The organism is Cellvibrio sp. PSBB023 (assembly GCF_002007605.1).
GTDB lineage: Bacteria > Pseudomonadota > Gammaproteobacteria > Pseudomonadales > Cellvibrionaceae > Cellvibrio.
Map to the genome: position 1 here is coordinate 3,131,211 of NZ_CP019799.1, position 19,141 is coordinate 3,150,351.

Here is a 19,141-nt window from a genome sequence, read left to right on the forward strand (position 1 = left end):
TTGAATAAAAAATCAGGGTTCATGTGGGCTTTTGCGTTGTTGATTTCGCGTTTCGCCTCACTTGTTGCCTAGAGTAGGCTTGATCCTGGCAGGAAAAAAGCGGAAGATTTTGAGCCATTAGTTCAAATTTTTTGAACACCCATTGAGAACCCTTCGCTATGCACCACGCCATCACCCTTGATGCCCTGCGGGTATTGGATGCCATCGACCGCAAAGGCAGTTTCGGCGCCGCCGCAGAGGCCCTGTTCAAGGTGCCCTCGGCGCTGTCCTATACCGTGCAAAAACTGGAGTCGGATTTGGGCATCACCCTGTTTGATCGCCGTAAACAGCGCGCCCAACTCACCGCTGCCGGTCGCCTGCTACTGGATCAGGGGCGCCAGTTGCTGCAAGCCGCCAGCGCGATTGAGGATGCCGTTCAACAACTGGAGTCCGGTTGGGAGACCCGCCTGCGCATCGCCAAGGACACCATTCTGCCGCTGGCGCCACTGCTGCAACTGATCAACGCGTTTAATCAGTTGGATAAACGCGTGGCGATCAATATCGGCGAGGAAGTGTTGGGTGGCACTTGGGATGCGCTGATCGCCGAACGCTGCGACCTGGCCCTGGGTGCCAGTGGCGATTTGCCTAAAGGTGTTTTTGAATATCGCTTGCTCGGTGAAGTGGAATTTGTATTTGCTGTGGCGCGCAATCACCCCTTGTGTTTGCACAAGGGGCCGGTGGATGCGGCGGCCATTCAAGCCTTCCCCACCATTGTTGCCGGGGACTCTTCACTCAGCTCACCGGGGCGCTCATCGGGGTTATTGGAGAGCCGGCAAATCATCCGCGTCGCGAATTCATCGGCAAAAATTCTGGCGCAAGTGATGGGCGTAGGCGTGGGCTTTTTGCCCACTCATTTGATTCGCGCGGAAATAGCCAGGGGCGATCTAGTCTTGCTGGAATGCAGCGTGCCGCGCCCCAATATTCCGCTCTATCTGGCTTGGCGCAAAGACCACGGCGGCAAGGCGCTGCAATGGTTTATCGATGCCTGCCTGAACGCCAACTGGTTTGGGAGCGAGACCGCACAATTGCCAACTCAGTGAATCAGCCCCAAGGTGAGGGCGATAACCAATGCATAACGCAGGGATTTGCCGAGAGCAACCAACACAACGAATTGCCAAAAGCGAATACGCATTACACCGGCAAAGAAAGTCAGCGGGTCACCAACCACAGGCAACCAGGCGAACAGCAGAGACAAGACGCCATAGCGCTGAAACTGTTGTTGCGCACGTGCCAGTTGTGCAGGCGAAAATGGAAACCATTTTTTATCTTGCCAGCGCAAACATTCACGCCCCAAATACCAATTCACACAGGAACCGAGGGTATTACCGCTGGTGGCAACCAGCCACAACAGAAAAGGTGAATAACCTTGATACAAGAGTGTCGCCAATAAGGCTTCAGAAGAGAGTGGAAACAATGTTGCAGCGATGAAGGCGGTCAAAAATAAACTGGCATACACCATAGTCAAACCGCACTCACTGTATTTATTGCAGATTGGTTTTATTGTGAATGACTAACACCTGCTGCTGCGCATCACGCAACAACGAATAGCCGTATTGAAAACCGGGCATGCTAAAAAACAACGCATCAAACGAGCCATCCGCCAGCGCCAGACGCAAGCCGCGCTCAATTCTATCGGCCAGTGCCTTATTTTCTTTGTTCACAAAAAAACAGTAGTGAACCGGGTGATCGTATTTGAGTAACAGGTGTGGTGCCTGTATCAAACCCAAATCGCCATAGGCCGCGAGGTCGCTGTAAATTTCATGCAGCCCGCGCGAGAAAAAATCAAAGCGCCGCAAGCTGAGCATTTTAAATAGCCCACCGTAATTGGAACCATAGGTGAGCATAAAGCCGTTGTCCTTGAGGATAATCCCATCCGTCCAATAGGGGCCGGTGCCGGTTTTGAATTTCTTTAAATCATGCAGTGTTTTTACGCTGGCGAATCGCGCTTTGTTATTCTGGTGAATTAATAAGGCGCGATAATTATTCAAACCTTTCAATAAATCGATATCGATTACGCGCAATTTTTCCGCGCGCTCGCGCGTCACTGAGGCCCACATAGCATCGATGCCAGCACCGGCAATTAACATCGCCCTGTCGCGTTCAATTCCGCCGCCGTGGTCGTGAAAGTTAATGTCAAAATCGCCATCGGTAGCCCGGGTCTTTTCCAATGCCAAACGCAGCATATTCACATAATAGGCATAGGGATCGTTTGTATTGGTAATGCCATTGCCAGAGAGAGTAACGGTGAGCACTGGCGAGACTGACGAGGTACTCGCCACCGCGCTGCCCAACGATAGGCTAACCCCCAATAGCAGCAATGTAAGTGCACCCCACCGGCGTAACAAACGGTCGGCGCGCCAAATACTCGCACTCCCCGATTGAACGCTGGGCAGGGTTAAGATCCACATCACCGGGTTATTTTTTCTCCGCTAACTGCCGACGCAGGGCCGTAATCACCGGCACAACTTCGGGGCGAATTTGTCGCCATACATAAAATGCCTCGGCAGCCTGGCCAATTAACATGCCCAAACCATCAGTAGTGTGCGCCGCGCCCTGCGCTGCGGCCCAGTTTAGAAATACGGTTGGCTCTGCGGCGTACATCATGTCGTAGCAGCAGGCGTTGGCGGCGAGCAGATTATCCGGCAGTGGTGGCAACTCACCCTGCATACTGGCAGAAGTACCGTTAATCACTATATCAAAATGGTCGCCATTGAGTTGCGCAAAACTTTTTGCACTGATGTCGCCCAGATCGAGGAAACTTTTTGCCAGGGCTTCCGCTTTTTCCAGGGTGCGATTGGCAATCACCACCTGTGCCGGATGTTCTTCCAACAGGGGCTGCAAAATACCGCGCACAGCGCCGCCCGCGCCAAGAATTAATACGCGCTTGCCTTCCAATTCCCAGCCGAGGTTGTGCATATCGTGAATCATGCCGATGCCATCGGTGTTGTCGCCAAGGATGGTGCCATCACTGAGTTTTGCCAGCGTATTTACCGCACCTGCACGCTCTGCACGTGACGTGCGCTTCTGTGCAAATGAAAACGCATTTAATTTAAACGGCACAGTAATGTTTAAGCCTTTGCCGCCCTGCGCAAAAAATTCTTGCGCGGCAGTTTCAAATTCACCTTCATTCACCAGCTGTTTGTTGTAATGCATATCCTGCCCGGTCTGCTCGGCAAACTGGCGATGGATAGCGGGGGACTTGCTGTGATTAATCGGGTTGCCAAAAACGGCATACAAATCTGTCATGGGGTATCCGTTGTCTATTCGCGTTAGGGGTTCACGCGGTGTATTCACTTGTCGAATGGTTTACTCAACTGCGCTGCAACCTACATTATTTTTATTTCAACCAATCGCGATGAGGTAAAAATTTTTCGTAGAGTTCTGCTTCTGCACTGCCCGCTTCCGGTTGCCAATTGTATTCCCAGCGCACCAGTGGCGGCAGCGACATTAGAATCGATTCCGTGCGCCCGCCGGTTTGCAAACCGAACAGGGTGCCGCGGTCATAGACCAGGTTAAATTCCACGTAGCGACCACGGCGATAGAGTTGGAAATCGCGCTCGCGTTCCGTAAACGGCTGATCTTTACGCGCATTAACAATGGGCTGGTAGGCGGGCACGTAGCTGTCGCCCACCGCGCGCATCAACGCAAAGCTGTGCTCAAAGCTGTTCGCGTTGTAGTCATCAAAAAATAAACCGCCCACACCGCGCGCTTCACCGCGGTGCTTGAGAAAAAAGTAATCGTCGCACCAGGTTTTGAATTTAGGGTAGAGGTGTTCACCCAGAGGATCACAGGCGTTTTTGGCGGTCTGGTGCCAATGAATAACATCAGCTTCATTGCCATAATAGGGCGTTAAATCGTAGCCGCCACCGAACCACCACACAGGCGGCGCGCCCTCTTTTTCAGCGATAAAAAAACGCACATTGGCGTGACTGGTGGGCACGTAGGGATTGTGCGGGTGAATCACCAGCGACACCCCCATGGCCTCAAAAGCACGCCCTGCCAGTTCCGGGCGATGGGCCGTGGCTGAAGCAGGCATTTGGGTGCCGTGGACATGGGAAAAATTCACACCGCCTTTCTCAATCACCTTGCCATGGGTTATCACCCTCGAGCGACCGCCGCCACCTTCGGCGCGAGTCCAGGCGTCTTCAACAAAGTCGGCGCCGCCATCTTCCGCCGCCAGTGCAGCACAAATGCGGTCTTGCAGGTCAAGCAGGTAGGCTTTTACTGCTGCTTTATCGGGCCCATGGGAATTGCTCATAGGAAATCCTTGCGAATAAGAAGGTCTAGTATAGACGAGCCTAAAAGGCCGCCATTCTACTCAGCCACATAGCAAAGCAGTACTACAGAAATGCCAAAAAAAGGCGGGCGGCGCGAAAACCTAACTGGGGCGAACAATATCGCCCGTGAGCAAATCGCGAATCTCGGAGGGATTTTTGCGCTTGCCAACAGCACCGGCGGTAATCGCCGATAACTGATTGCCAAAGTAACGATGCACTTGATGGATATCCCGCGCCGGTTCACGCCCCTGGGGGTTGCAAGAGGTGGAGACTATGGGCCCGCCAAACGCGCGCGACAGGCCTGCAGCAACCGGGTGATCGGTGACACGCAGGGCGACACTGGTGAAGTTACCGCTGATCCAATAGGGAATTAGCCCATTGGCAGGCACCAGCCAGGTGATGGGCCCCGGCCAGCTGTTTTTCAAGCGTTGGCGCTGAAGATCATCTAAATGATCGAGAAAAGGAGCGAACATCTGGAAACTCGCCGCCACCAGGATCAGCCCTTTTTGCACCGGACGCGATTTCAACGCCAGCAACTCAGTCACCGCCAACTCATCAAACGGATTACAACCCAAGCCCCAGACGGCTTCTGTCGGGTAGGCAACTACGCCACCAAAACGCATTTGGCGGGAAGCATATTGAACGCGGGGGTGAATCGACCAATCGAGCATAAGCAATTACCTGTGAGGCTGTATCAACATCCGGCGGCGGTGCCGTCTGGCGCGAATCTACCCCAGCCACAGCCCAAGCTCAACCCACAGTCAGCCAATCCGTGCTTAACAGCGCTGATAGGAGGCGCCCACTTGCTGCACCAAGCCTTTTATTTCAAGGCCAATCAACGCAGCCGAGAGGGCGCCTACCTCCTGCCCGATACGCTCCGCCAATAGATCCAGCGGCAACGGGTCATAACCCAAGGCCTGCAGTAATTGCTGTTCTTGCGCACTGAGCGACGGCGGCGCAACAGGGGGCTTGGCGGCGGGCGGCGTAGCCTTTGTTGTTGTCGAGGTGTCATCCTGAAAGAAGTCATCCCGTTGGCTGGCCTCGCTCAGTTCCTGCCGCTTATAGCTGATTAGACCGGACAGTTGATCGACTATATCTTGCGCCGTTTCCACCAGTGTCGCGCCCTGCCGGATTAGCTGATGGCAACCGCGCGCCAGTGGGTTGTGAATAGAGCCGGGAATCGCAAAGACTTCACGATTGTGCTGTAGCGCATAGGACGCCGTAATAAGCGAGCCGCTTTGCACTGCCGCCTCAACCACCAGAGTGCCACCACTCAAGCCGCTGATAATACGATTGCGCTGGGGAAAGTGACTGGCGTGGGATGAAGTGCCCAGCGGAAACTCACTGACTAATGCACCACCGCCATCGACAATGGCCTGCGCCAATTGATGATGACGGGAGGGATAAATCCGGTCGATACCGGTTCCCATCACCGCAATTGTAATACCACCTGCCGACAGCGCGCCGCGATGTGCCGCCGCATCAATGCCCAAAGCCAAACCACTGGTGATGGCTAAACCGCACCCCGCCAGATACGCCGCAAAGCGCTCGGCATTTTCGTTGCCACCCCCACTGGGGCTGCGACTACCGACAATCGCCAACTGCGGCAAGCTCAGGCAATCCGGATTGCCGCGCACAAATAACAGCGGCGGCGGCTTGGGAATTTCACGCAATAATCGCGGGTAGCGCGGGTCATCAAATAACAAGCAATGGAGCGATGGCTGTGCATCAAGGTAGGCCAAATCAGTGGCCAATAACCGCGCCAGATGGCTGTGCGGGTTGGCTTGATAGTCAGCCAGAGCTTCTATCGCCACCGGCTTTAGGTAGGGCGCCAAACTCCGGGCGGGAAGATTGAGCAATTCCTGAGGGCTGGCAAATACCTCCATCAACTGCCAGTAGCTGGCGGTTCCGGTATCGGGCAGGCGAAGCAAGAGTAAATGGGCAGCGAGAGGGGAAAGCATTGCATCATCCTTGAAGCTGGCTGCCCGCAATGGGGCAGCGCGATAAACTCAGATTAGGGGTTGCGCACCTTGTCCCTGACGGCCAATGGGCGATCAGATTCCAGTACCAGTGCAAAACTCATTTTTTCAAAGGTGCGGAACACCATCAATAAACCGGCATGCTCGTCAGGCAAAGCCACTTTTCCACCGCGTACGCGGTCAGTGACAATTTCACCTGCCTTGAAAATGGCCATGACATTGCCGATTTGCAGACCTTCGCGCTCGCCCTTGTTAATCATCACCACATTGAACTTACCAATCTGGCTCACCCCGCCCTCCACCGCGATGATCTGGGCTTCTACATCCACATCCGGCGCACTGGGGAAGAAAATAGAATCCACGGAGCGGTCTTCGCTGGGTAGCAGGTTGTCACCGGGGCGAACCTCTTCATAGGTGCGCAACACATCCAGGGTGGCAATATCACCCGTCATTTTACCAATAGCGACGGTGCCAATACCCTGGGCATAGACCCCAAGCACTTCTTTAGTAATCGGATCCTTAAATAGTTGGCCTTTACGATACACACCATAGTTGGTGTAGTTGGCATCAAATAAACCGCGGGCATAACCGCGATCATCTGCACCGACAATCAGGCGCTGCTGCTGGCCAGCGAGCATGTAGGGCGCGGCTTCGAGCACGCCCGGCTCCACAATACGGCTGCGTGACAGAAAGGCATCGATCCGATCCAGCGGAATAGCGCTGATGGCTTCATCCATATGCTGCACACGAATACTGGGGCTGAGTTTGGTGGCGCCAGCAGCACCGGGCACCAGTTTCATGGTGCGCTCAAGTGTCAGGCGTGGCTGGCCGTCGAGGTAGATCAATTTGATCAAGTCGCCGGGGAAAATCAGGTGGGGGTTTTCAATCTGGGGGTTCACGTGCCAGATTTCAGGCCACATCCAGGGGCTATTTAAGAAAGTGCCGGAAATGTCCCAGAGGGTGTCACCTTTTTTAACGGTATATTCATCAGGGTGACCCGTTTTAAGCAGTGCATCATCTGCCCAGGCAAAAAGGCTGATCAACGAAGCGGCCGCAACAGCCAATAATATTTTTTTCATAGAAACCGATCCTGTTTTATTCGGTCCTGAGGCAGATAGACGTATAATAATAAGTTAAAGTCCATGCTGTTTCCGTGTGCACCGCATAAATCCTGTGCGATCATCATGTTAGCAGCGCTTATTACCTTTTTACTAGAAGTTTGTCACAAACACTATGGCCTTGTTACCTATCCTTGAATTTCCCGACCCGCGGTTGCGCACTGTCGCCAAACCCGTCACAGAAGTGGACGATAAAATCCGTCAATTGGTAGCCGATATGTTCGATACCATGTATGACGCACCCGGTATTGGCCTCGCCGCATCGCAGGTGAATGTGCATAAACGCGTGGTCGTTATCGATGTGAGCGAAGACAAGTCCCAGCCGCTGGTCTTTATCAATCCTGAAATTGAAGTGCTCGACCCGGAAGTGAGCGAGTACGACGAAGGTTGCCTGTCAGTTCCCGGCTTTTATGAGACCGTGGTGCGCCCCAATCACATTCGGGTAAAAGCGCTGGATCGCGATGGCAATCCCTTCGAAATAGAACCCCAAGGGCTACTCGCGGTGTGCATCCAACACGAGCTGGATCACCTGAATGGCAAGCTGTTTGTCGACCATATTTCACCACTCAAGCGCACCCGTATTCGCGCCAAGATGGACAAAAAACACAAGGCAGAAGCGCGCTAAATTCGCGCGCAGTCAATAAAGGCGCTACTGGCGCCTTTTTTATTTCTATCGCTTCAACGATTCCCTGAATTCAAAAGGTTAGTCATGGCTCACGGTTTGCGTATCATCTTTGCGGGCACCCCTGAATTTGCAGCAGCCCATTTAACGGCACTGCTCGGTAGTCACCATCAGGTCATTGCCGTCTACTCCCAGCCGGACCGCCCTGCCGGACGCGGCAAGAAACTCACTGCCAGCCCGGTCAAAGAGGTGGCACTGGCGCACAATATTCCGGTCTATCAACCACTTAATTTCAAAACCGCAGAAGCGGTGGCCGAACTGGAAAGCTTGGGGGCCGATTTAATGGTGGTGGTGGCTTATGGGTTGATCCTGCCCAAAACCGTACTCAACGCACCGCGACTCGGCTGCATCAATGTCCACGCCTCGATCCTGCCACGCTGGCGCGGCGCCGCACCCATCCAGCGCGCCATTGAAGCGGGCGACAGCGAAACTGGCGTGACCATTATGCAAATGGATGTAGGCCTGGATACCGGCGACATGCTAATCAAGTCATTTTGCCCGATTTTGCCCGAGGATACCGGCGGAAGCCTGCACGATAAGCTCATCAGCATAGGTACACCGGCACTGCTACAAGCGCTCGACCAGATTGCAGCAGGTAATGTCACCCCGGAAAAACAAGACGACAGCCAGAGCAACTACGCCCCCAAGCTCAGCAAAGAGGAAGCCGTACTCAACTGGCAGCTTTCCGCGCCGGAACTGGCACGCAAGGTACGCGCCTTTAACCCATTCCCCGTGGCACATACCAAACCGGCTGGCAGCAGCGATGACCAGCGCATCCGCGTATGGGCAGCCGAAGCGGTGAATAAGCCCCATAGCGCCACACCCGGCACCATTACCCATATTGACGCCAGCGGCTTGTTGGTCGCCTGCCGCGAAGGGCAATTGCGACTTGAACTGCTGCAACTTCCAGGTAAAAAGGCGATGAATGTCGGCGATATCCTGCGCGGCCATCCAGACCTGTTTACAGTGGGCGCACAACTGGAGCGCCCCTCATGTTAAGCGTGCGCGCTGCAGCGGCGCAGGTGATTACGCAGATACTGGCAGCAAAAGGCTCGTTATCCAGCCTACTGCCTGCCATTTCAGCGAAAATTGCCGAAAATGATCGTCCATTACTGCAAGAATTGTGTTTTGGCACTTGTCGCTTTTACCCGCAACTTCAGGCATATACCGAATGCTTGCTGGACAAGCCACTGCGCACCAAAGATGGCGACGTACAGGCACTCCTGCTGCTTGGGCTCTATCAACTACTGCACACCCGCATTCCCGACCACGCCGCCATCGGCGAAACCGTGGAAGTCACCCGGGCGATCAAAAAGCCCTGGGCAACCAAACTGGTGAATGGCGTATTGCGCAATTTTCAGCGCGACAATGCCAAGATCAACGAATTACTCAGCCAAAATCGTGCATTTCAAAGCAATCATCCCGCCTGGATGGAAGCCATGATCAGCAAGTGTTGGCCATTGCAGTTTGACTCCTTAATCGCCGCCAACAATCAACACCCGCCATTTACCCTGCGCCTGAATACTCGCAAGGTCAGTCGCGATGACTATCTGGCACTACTGCAAGAAGCAGGAATAAGCGCCGGCGCAACTTCATACAGCCCCTATGGCATCACCCTTGAGCGAGCCTGCGATCCACGCAAGCTGCCGCATTTCGCCGAAGGCTGGCTGAGCGTGCAGGATGAAGCCGCGCAACTCAGTGCCGATTTGTTGGAATTGTCGCCCAATATGCAGGTATTGGACGCCTGCAGCGCACCGGGCGGCAAAACCGGGCATCTACTGGAGCGCGAACCCAGCTTGCAAGTGACGACACTGGATGCCGACGAGCGTCGCCTGACACGGGTGCGCGATAATCTGGCACGCCTCGGCGTGAGCGCCAGGGTTGTCTGTGGCGACAGTACCGCCCCCGATAGCTGGTGGGATGGCGAAACCTATGACCGCATATTGCTCGATGCTCCCTGCTCCGCTACCGGCATTATTCGTCGCCACCCCGATATAAAAGTGCTACGCACCCCCGAGGAACTCGACAAACTCGGCGAACTGCAAGCACGGCTCCTGAAGAACCTGTGGCCACTGCTCAAACCCGGCGGCGTAATGCTTTACGCCACCTGTTCGATCATGCCCAAAGAGAACACACGCGTTATTGAAGCCTTTCTTGCGCGCCAGAAAGACGCCAGTTGCGATACGCTCGATGTCGCTTGGGGCATGACACAACCCTGCGGCCAGCAATTGCTGCCCCAAATGAACGGTCATGACGGTTTTTATTACGCGCGATTGCGAAAGGCGCGCTAACCAGAACATTGTCACTACCGAAACAAATTAGCCGACGATAGCGGCAGATTGCCGCCAAGAGCACTAGACTTGGCAGCACATGAGGATGAACACACAGGCACTTTATGAAAATTATCATTCTTGGCGCCGGACAGGTTGGCGGCAGCCTGGCCGAACATTTGGCAAGCGAGTCCAATGACATCACCGTGGTGGATACCGATGAGGCGCGCCTGCGCGAATTGCGTGACCGCCTCGATATCAGCGTGATTACCGGCGAAGCCTCTCACCCCGATATCCTTGAGCAGGCCGGTCTGGAAGATGCCGATATGCTGGTCGCGGTGACCAGCAACGACGAAATCAACATGATTGCCTGCACCGTGGCCGAAAACCTGTTTCACACCCCCACCAAAATTGCGCGGGTGCGCGCCACCGCCTACCTGACCCATCGCCAACTGTTTGAAACAGCGGCGATTCCTATCGATGTCCTGATCAGCCCCGAACAACTGGTCTCCGAATATATTTTCCGCCTGATTGAACAACCCGGCGCCCTACAGGTGCTCGACTTTGCCGAAGGCAAGGTGCAATTGGTGGCGGTGAAGGCCTATCACGGCGGGCCATTGGTAGGGCAGGAACTGCGTTTCCTACGCGAGCACATGCCATCGGTAGAAACGCGGGTTGCCGCCATTTATCGGCGCAATCGCGCCATTATGCCGACAGGTACGACGGTGATCGAAGCCGATGACGAAGTCTTCTTTATCGCCGCCAAGGCCGACATCCGCGCCGTCATGAGCGAGCTGCGCCGCCTTGAAGTCGCCTATAAGCGCATCACTATTGCCGGTGGCGGCAACATTGGTTTGCGCCTCGCCAAAATGCTGGAAGGCCGCTACAACGTGCGCGTGATCGAATACAACAAGCCGCGCTGCATTCGCCTTTCGGAGCAGTTGGAGCGGGCGATTGTGATTCAGGGGAGCGCGTCAGATAAGGACTTGCTGATGGAAGAGAGCATCGAAGACACCGATGTGTTCCTCGCCCTCACCAACGACGACGAAGCCAACATTATGTCCTCCATGCTCGCCAAGCGACTCGGTGCGCGCAAGGTGATGACACTGATCAATAACCCCGCCTATGTGGATGTGGTACAAGGTGGCGACATCGATATCGCCATCTCGCCCCAGACCACCACCATCGGCAGCTTGCTGACCCATGTGCGTCGTGGCGACATAGTCAATGTCCACTCACTGCGGCGCGGCGCGGCCGAGGCGATTGAAATCATCGCCCACGGCGACGCCAAATCCTCCAAAGTCGTGGGCAAGGCACTGGAAGATATCGACCTGCCCGAAGGCGCCAACATTGGTGCGATTGTGCGCCAGGGACCGGACGGCGACGAAGTAATCATCGCCCACGACGATGTGGTGGTGCAATCCGGCGACCATGTCATCGTGTTTCTGCTACAGAAAAAACACATCCGCGATGTGGAAAAACTCTTTCAGGTGGGTTTCAGTTTCTTTTAAGCTCATCGACTTACCCGTTTTCCCTTTCCAAAGGAGTAGTAAATGTCTGCGATTAAAACCCAACTCGTTGTACTCGGCAGCGGCCCCGGCGGCTATTCGGCGGCATTTCGCGCTGCCGACCTCGGCCTGGATGTCACCCTGGTCGAGCGCTACTCCAGCCTTGGCGGCGTGTGCCTGAATGTTGGCTGCATCCCCTCCAAAGCCCTTTTGCATGTCGCCGAAGTCATTAATGAATCACACCATGCCAGCAACCTTGGCCTGAGCTTTGGCCCTGTGCAACACGACCTGGACAAGGTGCGCGCCTACAAAGACTCAGTGGTCAGCAAACTGGTTTCTGGTGTGCACGCCATGGCCAAAGGCCGCAAAGTGCGTGTAGTGGAAGGCTATGGCAAATTTGTAAGCGATAACCAACTTGCCGTCGTCAAGGGCGATGAGACCACCCTGATCGACTTCGATAACGCCATTATCGCTGCCGGTTCACGCAGCGTGAAATTGCCCTTTATCCCTGAAGACCCCCGTATTTTTGACTCAACCGGCGCCTTGGAACTGCGCTCGGTACCACCGCGCCTGCTGGTGATTGGCGGTGGGATTATTGGCCTGGAAATGGCCACAGTGTACGAAGCGCTCGGCAGCAAAGTCACCGTGGTGGAATTTGCCGACCAACTGGTACCCGCCGCCGACAAAGACCTGGTAGCGGTTTACAGCAAATACAACAAAGACAAATTTGAAGTGCTGCTCTCCACCAAAGTGGAAGCCGTCAGCGCCAAGCCCGAAGCCATTGAAGTGGCCTTTAGCGGCGCCAATGCGCCCGCCGAGCCACGTCAGTTTGATGCCGTTTTGGTTGCTGTCGGGCGTGTGCCTAACGGCAAATTGATTGACGCCGAAAAAGCCGGTGTGAATGTGGACGAGCGCGGCTTTATCGCCGTCAACCCCTACCTGCAAACCAATGTGCCGCACATTTATGCGATTGGCGACATCATCGGCCAACCCATGCTCGCCCATAAAGCCACCCATGAAGGCCATGCCGCCGCCGAAGGTGTTGCGGGCCATCCACATGCATTTGACCCTATGGCGATCCCCTCCATCGCCTACACCAACCCGGAAATTGCTTGGGTCGGCCTGACCGAGAAAGAAGCCAAACAACAAGGGCTGGATTACAAAACGGCCGTATTCCCTTGGGCCGCCAGTGGCCGAGCTATCGCCGCCGACCGCAGCGAAGGCAAAACCAAGCTCATTTACGATGCAAAAACCGATCGTTTACTGGGAGCGGGATTAGTCGGAGTACATGCAGGCGAACTGCTGGGCGAACTCACCCTAGCCCTGGAATTTGGCGCGAGCGTAGAAGATATCGCGCTCACCATCCACGCCCACCCGACGCTGCACGAATCTGTCGGCCTGGCAGCGGAATTGGGCGCCGGCACTATCACCGATTTGCCAAATCCCAAGGCCACGCTGAAAAAGTAATTCGATTATTCTGCTGTTAAGCCCAGCGGGTAATCTCGCTGGGCGCACTTCATTCGAGGAAGAGCGACGGAAAGCCTTTTCCGACCGGAGATCTTCACAAGTAGCTTATTCCAAGACAGCACACCAAGGGCTTTACGGCGAATTTCTTGCTGGGCAATCAGGCAGTATCTACACTCCATTCACTACCTACATTTAAGAGCCCACATGAAACTCTTGAATGGGGTACATAAAACCAGTTTTACAGGTGCTAGCTTAAGCAAAAAACCGTCGTGCACGGAACACTAATTTAAGCTACAAAATTGTTGGTTGTGCTAACGAGTTAATTCCCATGTTAAATCAAATGTCGGTAAAGAGCCGCTTGTTGCTGTTGGTTTGTTTGCCATTACTACTGTTAATTGCTATCAGTGCAATTTCGATTAAGGAGATGGGATTTTTAAGTGATGGAGCCACCAGTATCTATCAAGACCGCGTGGTGCCCTTAAAACAAATTAAGCAGGTAGCCGACGCCTATGCAGTAACGTCGGTTGATTTGCTACATAAGTATCGTGGTGAGTTGCTTGGCGCCTCGGAAGTGATGCAACAGCTGCAGCAGCAGAGCCAGTTTGCGGATCAAGTATGGCAGACTTATCTGGCCACAACCTTGACTGCTGAAGAGGCCGTTTTGGCGGAAAAGGCCAAACAGCAGATATTGGTATTCCGACAAAAGTTGCAGGATTATCAACCCCAAATTGCCGACGGCTCATTGTTGCAACGCAGCGCTAAAGATTTTAATACTGAACTTTATCAGCTAGCTGATCCCCTGAGCCTTTCGCTTGCGAAATTAATTGATGAGCAACTAATCGAAGCTGAAAAGTTTAAAGTCACAGCAGCCGAGCAGTACCAGTTTTTTCTGCGATTATTTGTGATCGCCTTATTGGTAGTGTTTATTTGTTTAGGCATTTTATCCTGGTTTATTTATCGCTCTATCCACAGCCCACTCAATCAATTGCAGCATGCCATGTCTGTGGTAGGTGATCAGTCTGATTTAAGGGTTAGAGCTCAAATCACCGGTAACGATGAAATTGCCATCACTGCCCGCGCTTTTAATCAGACAATCAGCCGTGTGCATCAATTTTTCGGCGAGTTAGGTGATGCGGTATCCCAACTTGCGGCGGCATCAACGCAAATGAATCAGATCAGCCAACAAGTTAGCGGCACCGCGGTGGAGCAGGAACAGCAAGCCAGTTTAATCGCAGCAGCAGTGCATGAGATGTCGGCTGCTATCCAACAAGTAGCAAACAGCGCTTTGGCCACCTCAGAACAAGCCAATGATGCGGATCAGAAAACCCAGCAGGGGTATCAAAAAGTAATTCAAAATGTTAGTTCTATTGAGCAACTCTCCACAATGGTGGATGGTGCCAGTAGGGTGATTGAGCAACTCAATGGTGAGTCAGAAAAAATCACCCAAGTGCTGGCAGTGATCCAGACAATAGCAGGTCAGACTAATTTACTCGCATTAAATGCTGCAATTGAAGCAGCACGTGCTGGTGAGGCAGGGCGAGGCTTTGCTGTGGTAGCCGATGAAGTTCGAACATTAGCAACTAACACTCAAAAAGCCACCGAATCGATCCGCACGATGATTGATAACTTACAGGGGGCAGCGAGTGAAGCCGTGCAGGCAATGTCTCGCTCTGGACAGTACGCCAGCATCAGTGTAGCCAATGCACAGGAAGCCGGTCAGGTATTGGAAGATATTAAATCTGCCGTGGGTACTATCGTCGATATGAATGTGCAGATTTCAGCGGCTACCGAAGAGCAAACCGTAGTAGCAGAGGACATCAATAAAAATATTAGCGAATTTAGTGTCAGTATTGGCGAAATGACTCGCAGTGCAACCTACAGCGCAGATACTAGTGCGTCTTTGGCTCAGTTAGCCGCACGCCTGCAACAACAGGCTGCATCCTATCGGGTTTGAGTCCCATAGCGGCATGGCGCTTTAAAAAAGCACTGCTGCGTTTTTAAAAAATAATTAAAAATAAAAAGACCGATTAGCATTGCTAATCGGTCTTTTTATTTGCGTCGCCATTTTGCGTTAATGAACTGCTACAGCATGATCTTTTTTTACCGGCAAACATTTATCGCAGACAAAAAAATACCCGGCGAGCCGGGCATTTTTGTCAGTAAGCATTTATTTAAATCACCATAATCCCATCCGCCTCAATCAGCGAAGCGCGGGGGAGTTGGTTGATGCCGATGGCGGCGCGTGCAGGGTAGGGTTGTTGGAAATACTGGCCCATCACTTCGTTCACGATTGGGAAGTTTGCCAAGTCGGTCAAATAGATATTTAGCTTAACTACATCTTTCAGGCTGCCATCAGCGGCTTCACACACGGCCTGCAGGTTTTTGAATACTTGATGAGCTTGCGCAGCAAAATCGCCATCGACTAATTGCATGGTTTTAGGGTCAAGTGGAATCTGGCCAGAGAGGTAGACAGTGTTGTTGACCTTAACGGCCTGGGAATAAGTGCCTATAGCGGCAGGAGCGTTATCGCTGTGGATAATGGCTTTATTGGTCATGGGAAAACCTTATAGTGGGTGATTAATTTTTAGAGCGATTCACGCGAATCACAAAACTCAGGGTGCGGATACGACGCATGATGTTGGCGAGGTGGATGCGGTTGTGTACGCCGATACAGAGGTGAATGACGCTGTTGTGGGCGTCGCGTTCGTGTACGTTGATATGCTCAATGCTAGCGCCCTGCTCGGTAATACGCGTGGCGAGGGTAGCGATAATACCGCGCTCACTTTCCACCTCAACACGCACATCTACCAGGAACTCGCCGCTAACCGTAGCCGCCCAGTTCACCTGGCTGATTTTATCGGGATAATTGCGGATTTCCGCGATATTGCGGCAGGTATCCTGGTGGATGACCAGTCCTTTGCCGGAGCTGACGTGACCGATGATCGGGTCGCCGGGAATCGGGCGGCAACAGCGGGCGAAGCTGATCATCATGCCTTCGGCGGAGTCGATGGTAATGGCAGAATTCGCTGAACCGGTGCGCGGTTTCAGCTCGGCATCCGGCTGCAGCAACTTCACCAGCGAATACACGACCTTGTTGCCCAAGCCTATCTCTTCGTACAGCTTGTCCATGGATTCCACTTGAGCGCCACTGAGTAGCTTTTGTTGAAGCTCATCTGGAAGGTGCTCCAGATCCAACTGGATTTCGTTCAGGGCACGGCTGAGCAAGCGCTTGCCCAAGCTGACGGACTGGTGATGACGCTGGTGTTTAAGGTAGTGGCGAATTGCTGAGCGCGCCTTGGCCGATACCGCAAAATTGAGCCAACTGGGGTTAGGCTGGGCACCTTGGGCGGTAATAATCGCCACTTTTTGGCCAGATTGCAGCGGTTGTGACAAGGGAGCCATGCGATCGTTAATGCGGCAGGCAACGCAGGTATTACCCACATCAGTGTGCACCGCGTAGGCAAAATCGACGGGGGTGGCGCCGGTTGGCAGCTCTACAATCTTACCTTTGGGGGTAAAGACATAAACCTCATCGGGGAAGAGGTCAATTTTCACGTTCTCGATGAATTCGAGGGAGTTCCCTGCATTTTTCTGCATTTCCAGCAGACCTTGCACCCATTGGCGCGCACGGTTATGGCTGGCATTGACGGGTTCGTCGCTATTGGATTTGTAGAGGAAATGGGCGGCGATACCGCTATTGGCCATTTCATCCATTTCCTTGGTGCGGATTTGTACTTCAATCGGCACTCCGTGCATGCCCACCAGCACAGTGTGCAGGGACTGGTAACCGTTGGTTTTGGGGATAGCGATGTAATCCTTGAACTCACCGGCGACGGGCTTGTAGAGATTGTGCACCACACCCAGCACTCGATAGCAGGTGTCCACCGAATCCACCACTATGCGGAAGGCATAGACATCCATGATCTCTTTGAAGAACTTTTTCTTCTGGCGCATCTTTTCGTAAATGCTGAACAGGTGCTTTTCGCGGCCAATGACAATTGAGTTGATATTCTCTTTGGCCAGACGCTTTTCGAAAGAGGTTTGGATCTGCTCGACCAATTCTTTGCGGTTGCCGCGCGCCGTTTTAAGTGCAGCCTGCAAACGGGTCGCACGCAGCGGGTACATACAGTAGAAGCTGCGATCTTCCAGCTCCAGGCGCACCTCATTCATCCCCAGGCGATGGGCAATGGGGGCGTAGATTTCCAGGGTTTCTTTGGCGATACGACGCTTTTTGTCGGGCGGCATGGCGCCCAGGGTGCGCATGTTGTGTAAGCGGTCGGCGAGTTTGACCAGAATCACCCGCAGGTCATTGGCCATAGCCAGGGCCATTTTCTGGAAGTTTTCCGCCTGTTTTTCCGCGTGGGATTCAAATTCGATCTGGGTCAGCTTGGATACGCCGTCCACCAAGTCAGCAACCGCATCGCCAAATTGGCCGGAAATCGCTTTTTTGCTAATCCCGGTATCCTCAATCACATCGTGCAGCATGGCGGCCATCAAGCTCTGATGATCCATGTGCATGGACGCCAGAATATCGGCAACGGCGAGGGGATGGGTGATATAGGCTTCGCCGCTGCGACGTTTTTGTCCGTCGTGGGCTTGTTCGGCATAGAAGTAGGCGCGCTTCACCAAATTGATTTGGGAAGGTTCCAGATAAGACGATAGCCGGTGGCTTAAAGCCTCTATGGTTTGCACGCCCTTCTCCAGACAGAATTGCCGCTATGGGGTATAGCGGCGACTGGCATGATCAAAATCTTAAATGTCGTTCTCGTACACACGCTCAGGCTTGGGTTGTGGCAGTGTGTCTTTCTCCAACAGAATGCTGGCATCGATAAAACCTTCTTCGATTTCGCGCAGGGCGATAACGGTTGGCTTATCGTTTTCCGGGGCAACGTGCGGCTCTTTACCACCGATTGCCAATTGACGCGCGCGCTTGCTGCCAACCATAACCAGTTCAAAACGGTTATCAACGTGATCCAAACAATCTTCAACGGTAATACGTGCCATAACTTTATGTGCTCTACTTTCTAGGTGTGATCTATAGGCGCTTGGGTAAACGCTGCCTCTGTATCCGGTCGGCTATTATGCGTCAGTGGCGAGGTCTATGCCAACCGCACTGGGCATATTTAAACCAATAACTAAGCCAATAATTCTGTTAATAATTGGCTATGACGTTCGATTTGGCGCGCCCGGCGAATATGTTGACTGGTAATCAGCGCCTGGAACTGTGCCAGTGCCACCGTGAAATCGTCGTTGATGATCAGGTAATCCGCCTCAACATAGTGCGAAATCTCACTGATTGCCTCGCTCATACGCGCTTCAATCACCGCGGTATCGTCTTGCCCGCGACCGGTCAAACGCTGGCGCAAGCAGGCCAGTGATGGCGGCAGAATGAACAGACTGACGGTATCCGGCATCAACTTGCGGACCTGTTCGGCACCTTGCCAATCGATCTCCAGAATTACATCAATACCTTGCTTCAGGGTATCGACCACCCACTGCTGCGAGGTGCCGTACAGGTTGCTGAACACCCGCGCATGTTCCAGAAATTCCCCGCGCTCCAACATGGCCTCAAAAGTAGCGTGATCGACAAAATGGTAATTCACACCGTCAATTTCACCGGGGCGCATAGGGCGCGTGGTGTGCGACACCGACACGCAGACCTCGGGGTTGGATTTCACCAGCGCGCTGACCAGACTGGTTTTGCCAGCACCGGAGGGTGCAGAAACGGTGTAAAGGGTGCCAAGGTTAGCCATAAGAGAACCTATCAAACAAAAGTGAGCGTGGGTAAACCGATAATGAGG

At 53.5% G+C, this 19,141-nt stretch carries 18 protein-coding genes; 7 read left to right on the forward strand and 11 right to left on the reverse strand.

Annotated features, from left to right (window positions below; translation table 11 throughout):
- The first annotated feature begins 158 nt into the window (after nt 1-158).
- Nucleotides 159-1,079, forward strand: a complete 921-nt coding sequence (locus B0D95_RS13600) for a LysR family transcriptional regulator (protein WP_078044399.1) — start codon at nt 159-161, stop codon at nt 1,077-1,079.
- Here B0D95_RS13600 and B0D95_RS13605 read toward each other — a convergent pair.
- The 7 genes from B0D95_RS13605 to B0D95_RS13635 all read right to left on the reverse strand — a co-directional run bounded on the left by B0D95_RS13605 (nt 1,073) and on the right by B0D95_RS13635 (nt 7,374).
- On the reverse strand, nt 1,073-1,498 hold the full coding sequence (locus B0D95_RS13605; protein WP_078044400.1) for a YqaA family protein: 426 nt from the start codon (nt 1,496-1,498) through the stop codon (nt 1,073-1,075). The genes B0D95_RS13600 and B0D95_RS13605 overlap by 7 nt on opposite strands.
- A 22-nt stretch (nt 1,499-1,520) precedes the next feature.
- A complete protein-coding gene (locus tag B0D95_RS13610) occupies nt 1,521-2,450 on the reverse strand; it encodes an amino acid ABC transporter substrate-binding protein (RefSeq protein WP_149867916.1) in 930 nt (309 codons plus the stop codon).
- Nucleotides 2,451-2,454: 4 nt separating this feature from the next.
- Entirely contained in the window at nt 2,455-3,285 is an 831-nt protein-coding gene (gene aroE / locus B0D95_RS13615) for a shikimate dehydrogenase (RefSeq protein ID WP_078044402.1), read from the reverse strand.
- A gap of 91 nt (nt 3,286-3,376) precedes the next feature.
- Nucleotides 3,377-4,297 (reverse strand): oxygen-dependent coproporphyrinogen oxidase, encoded by a 921-nt coding sequence (hemF, locus tag B0D95_RS13620; protein ID WP_078044403.1) that lies wholly within the window; start codon nt 4,295-4,297, stop codon nt 3,377-3,379.
- A 120-nt stretch (nt 4,298-4,417) separates the two neighbouring features.
- Nucleotides 4,418-4,987: a Sua5/YciO/YrdC/YwlC family protein gene (locus B0D95_RS13625; RefSeq protein ID WP_078044404.1), complete on the reverse strand. Its 570-nt coding sequence runs from the start codon at nt 4,985-4,987 to the stop codon at nt 4,418-4,420.
- Nucleotides 4,988-5,092: 105 nt separating this feature from the next.
- On the reverse strand, nt 5,093-6,277 hold the full coding sequence (dprA, locus tag B0D95_RS13630) for a DNA-processing protein DprA (RefSeq protein WP_078044405.1): 1,185 nt from the start codon (nt 6,275-6,277) through the stop codon (nt 5,093-5,095).
- Between the two features lie 53 nt (nt 6,278-6,330).
- Nucleotides 6,331-7,374: a LysM peptidoglycan-binding domain-containing protein gene (locus tag B0D95_RS13635; RefSeq protein WP_078044406.1), complete on the reverse strand. Its 1,044-nt coding sequence runs from the start codon at nt 7,372-7,374 to the stop codon at nt 6,331-6,333.
- A 154-nt stretch (nt 7,375-7,528) separates the two neighbouring features.
- On the opposite strand from B0D95_RS13635, the gene def reads away from it, so the two are divergent.
- The 6 genes from def (at nt 7,529) to B0D95_RS13665 (ending at nt 15,294) form a co-directional block, all read left to right on the forward strand.
- Complete coding sequence (def, locus tag B0D95_RS13640) at nt 7,529-8,038, forward strand: peptide deformylase (RefSeq protein WP_078044407.1); 510 nt, start codon at nt 7,529-7,531, stop codon at nt 8,036-8,038.
- A gap of 84 nt (nt 8,039-8,122) precedes the next feature.
- Entirely contained in the window at nt 8,123-9,094 is a 972-nt protein-coding gene (gene fmt / locus B0D95_RS13645; RefSeq protein ID WP_078044408.1) for a methionyl-tRNA formyltransferase, read from the forward strand.
- Complete coding sequence (rsmB, locus tag B0D95_RS13650) at nt 9,088-10,386, forward strand: 16S rRNA (cytosine(967)-C(5))-methyltransferase RsmB (RefSeq protein ID WP_078044409.1); 1,299 nt, start codon at nt 9,088-9,090, stop codon at nt 10,384-10,386. The genes fmt and rsmB overlap by 7 nt, the downstream gene beginning before the upstream one ends.
- A gap of 104 nt (nt 10,387-10,490) precedes the next feature.
- Nucleotides 10,491-11,876, forward strand: coding sequence for a Trk system potassium transporter TrkA (trkA, locus tag B0D95_RS13655; RefSeq protein ID WP_078044410.1), 1,386 nt, complete (start codon nt 10,491-10,493; stop codon nt 11,874-11,876).
- 42 nt (nt 11,877-11,918) lie between these two features.
- Nucleotides 11,919-13,340: a dihydrolipoyl dehydrogenase gene (gene lpdA / locus B0D95_RS13660; RefSeq protein WP_078044411.1), complete on the forward strand. Its 1,422-nt coding sequence runs from the start codon at nt 11,919-11,921 to the stop codon at nt 13,338-13,340.
- A gap of 328 nt (nt 13,341-13,668) precedes the next feature.
- On the forward strand, nt 13,669-15,294 hold the full coding sequence (locus tag B0D95_RS13665; RefSeq protein ID WP_078044412.1) for a methyl-accepting chemotaxis protein: 1,626 nt from the start codon (nt 13,669-13,671) through the stop codon (nt 15,292-15,294).
- 217 nt (nt 15,295-15,511) lie between these two features.
- On the opposite strand, the gene B0D95_RS13670 is transcribed toward B0D95_RS13665, so the two are convergent.
- The 4 genes from B0D95_RS13670 to gmk form a co-directional block, all read right to left on the reverse strand.
- Complete coding sequence (locus tag B0D95_RS13670; RefSeq protein WP_078044413.1) at nt 15,512-15,895, reverse strand: RidA family protein; 384 nt, start codon at nt 15,893-15,895, stop codon at nt 15,512-15,514.
- A gap of 22 nt (nt 15,896-15,917) precedes the next feature.
- Complete coding sequence (gene spoT / locus B0D95_RS13675; RefSeq protein WP_078044414.1) at nt 15,918-18,032, reverse strand: bifunctional GTP diphosphokinase/guanosine-3',5'-bis pyrophosphate 3'-pyrophosphohydrolase; 2,115 nt, start codon at nt 18,030-18,032, stop codon at nt 15,918-15,920.
- A 60-nt stretch (nt 18,033-18,092) separates the two neighbouring features.
- Complete coding sequence (gene rpoZ, locus B0D95_RS13680) at nt 18,093-18,344, reverse strand: DNA-directed RNA polymerase subunit omega (RefSeq protein ID WP_007638626.1); 252 nt, start codon at nt 18,342-18,344, stop codon at nt 18,093-18,095.
- A gap of 131 nt (nt 18,345-18,475) precedes the next feature.
- Nucleotides 18,476-19,093, reverse strand: a complete 618-nt coding sequence (gmk, locus tag B0D95_RS13685) for a guanylate kinase (protein WP_078044415.1) — start codon at nt 19,091-19,093, stop codon at nt 18,476-18,478.
- Between the last annotated feature and the right edge of the window lie 48 nt (nt 19,094-19,141).

What these genes read in the sequence shown, in the direction of transcription:
- fmt (WP_078044408.1), top strand. Translation starts at nt 8,123, where the DNA reads ATGGCTCACGGTTTGCGTATCATCTTTGCGGGCACCCCTGAATTTGCA.
- aroE (WP_078044402.1), bottom strand. Translation starts at nt 3,285, where the DNA reads ATGACAGATTTGTATGCCGTTTTTGGCAACCCGATTAATCACAGCAAG.
- B0D95_RS13670 (WP_078044413.1), bottom strand. Translation starts at nt 15,895, where the DNA reads ATGACCAATAAAGCCATTATCCACAGCGATAACGCTCCTGCCGCTATA.
- trkA (WP_078044410.1), top strand. Translation starts at nt 10,491, where the DNA reads ATGAAAATTATCATTCTTGGCGCCGGACAGGTTGGCGGCAGCCTGGCC.
- B0D95_RS13635 (WP_078044406.1), bottom strand. Translation starts at nt 7,374, where the DNA reads ATGAAAAAAATATTATTGGCTGTTGCGGCCGCTTCGTTGATCAGCCTT.
- gmk (WP_078044415.1), bottom strand. Translation starts at nt 19,093, where the DNA reads ATGGCTAACCTTGGCACCCTTTACACCGTTTCTGCACCCTCCGGTGCT.
- rpoZ (WP_007638626.1), bottom strand. Translation starts at nt 18,344, where the DNA reads ATGGCACGTATTACCGTTGAAGATTGTTTGGATCACGTTGATAACCGT.
- B0D95_RS13665 (WP_078044412.1), top strand. Translation starts at nt 13,669, where the DNA reads ATGTTAAATCAAATGTCGGTAAAGAGCCGCTTGTTGCTGTTGGTTTGT.
- B0D95_RS13605 (WP_078044400.1), bottom strand. Translation starts at nt 1,498, where the DNA reads ATGGTGTATGCCAGTTTATTTTTGACCGCCTTCATCGCTGCAACATTG.
- B0D95_RS13600 (WP_078044399.1), top strand. Translation starts at nt 159, where the DNA reads ATGCACCACGCCATCACCCTTGATGCCCTGCGGGTATTGGATGCCATC.
- hemF (WP_078044403.1), bottom strand. Translation starts at nt 4,297, where the DNA reads ATGAGCAATTCCCATGGGCCCGATAAAGCAGCAGTAAAAGCCTACCTG.
- B0D95_RS13625 (WP_078044404.1), bottom strand. Translation starts at nt 4,987, where the DNA reads ATGCTCGATTGGTCGATTCACCCCCGCGTTCAATATGCTTCCCGCCAA.
- rsmB (WP_078044409.1), top strand. Translation starts at nt 9,088, where the DNA reads ATGTTAAGCGTGCGCGCTGCAGCGGCGCAGGTGATTACGCAGATACTG.
- lpdA (WP_078044411.1), top strand. Translation starts at nt 11,919, where the DNA reads ATGTCTGCGATTAAAACCCAACTCGTTGTACTCGGCAGCGGCCCCGGC.
- def (WP_078044407.1), top strand. Translation starts at nt 7,529, where the DNA reads ATGGCCTTGTTACCTATCCTTGAATTTCCCGACCCGCGGTTGCGCACT.
- dprA (WP_078044405.1), bottom strand. Translation starts at nt 6,277, where the DNA reads ATGCTTTCCCCTCTCGCTGCCCATTTACTCTTGCTTCGCCTGCCCGAT.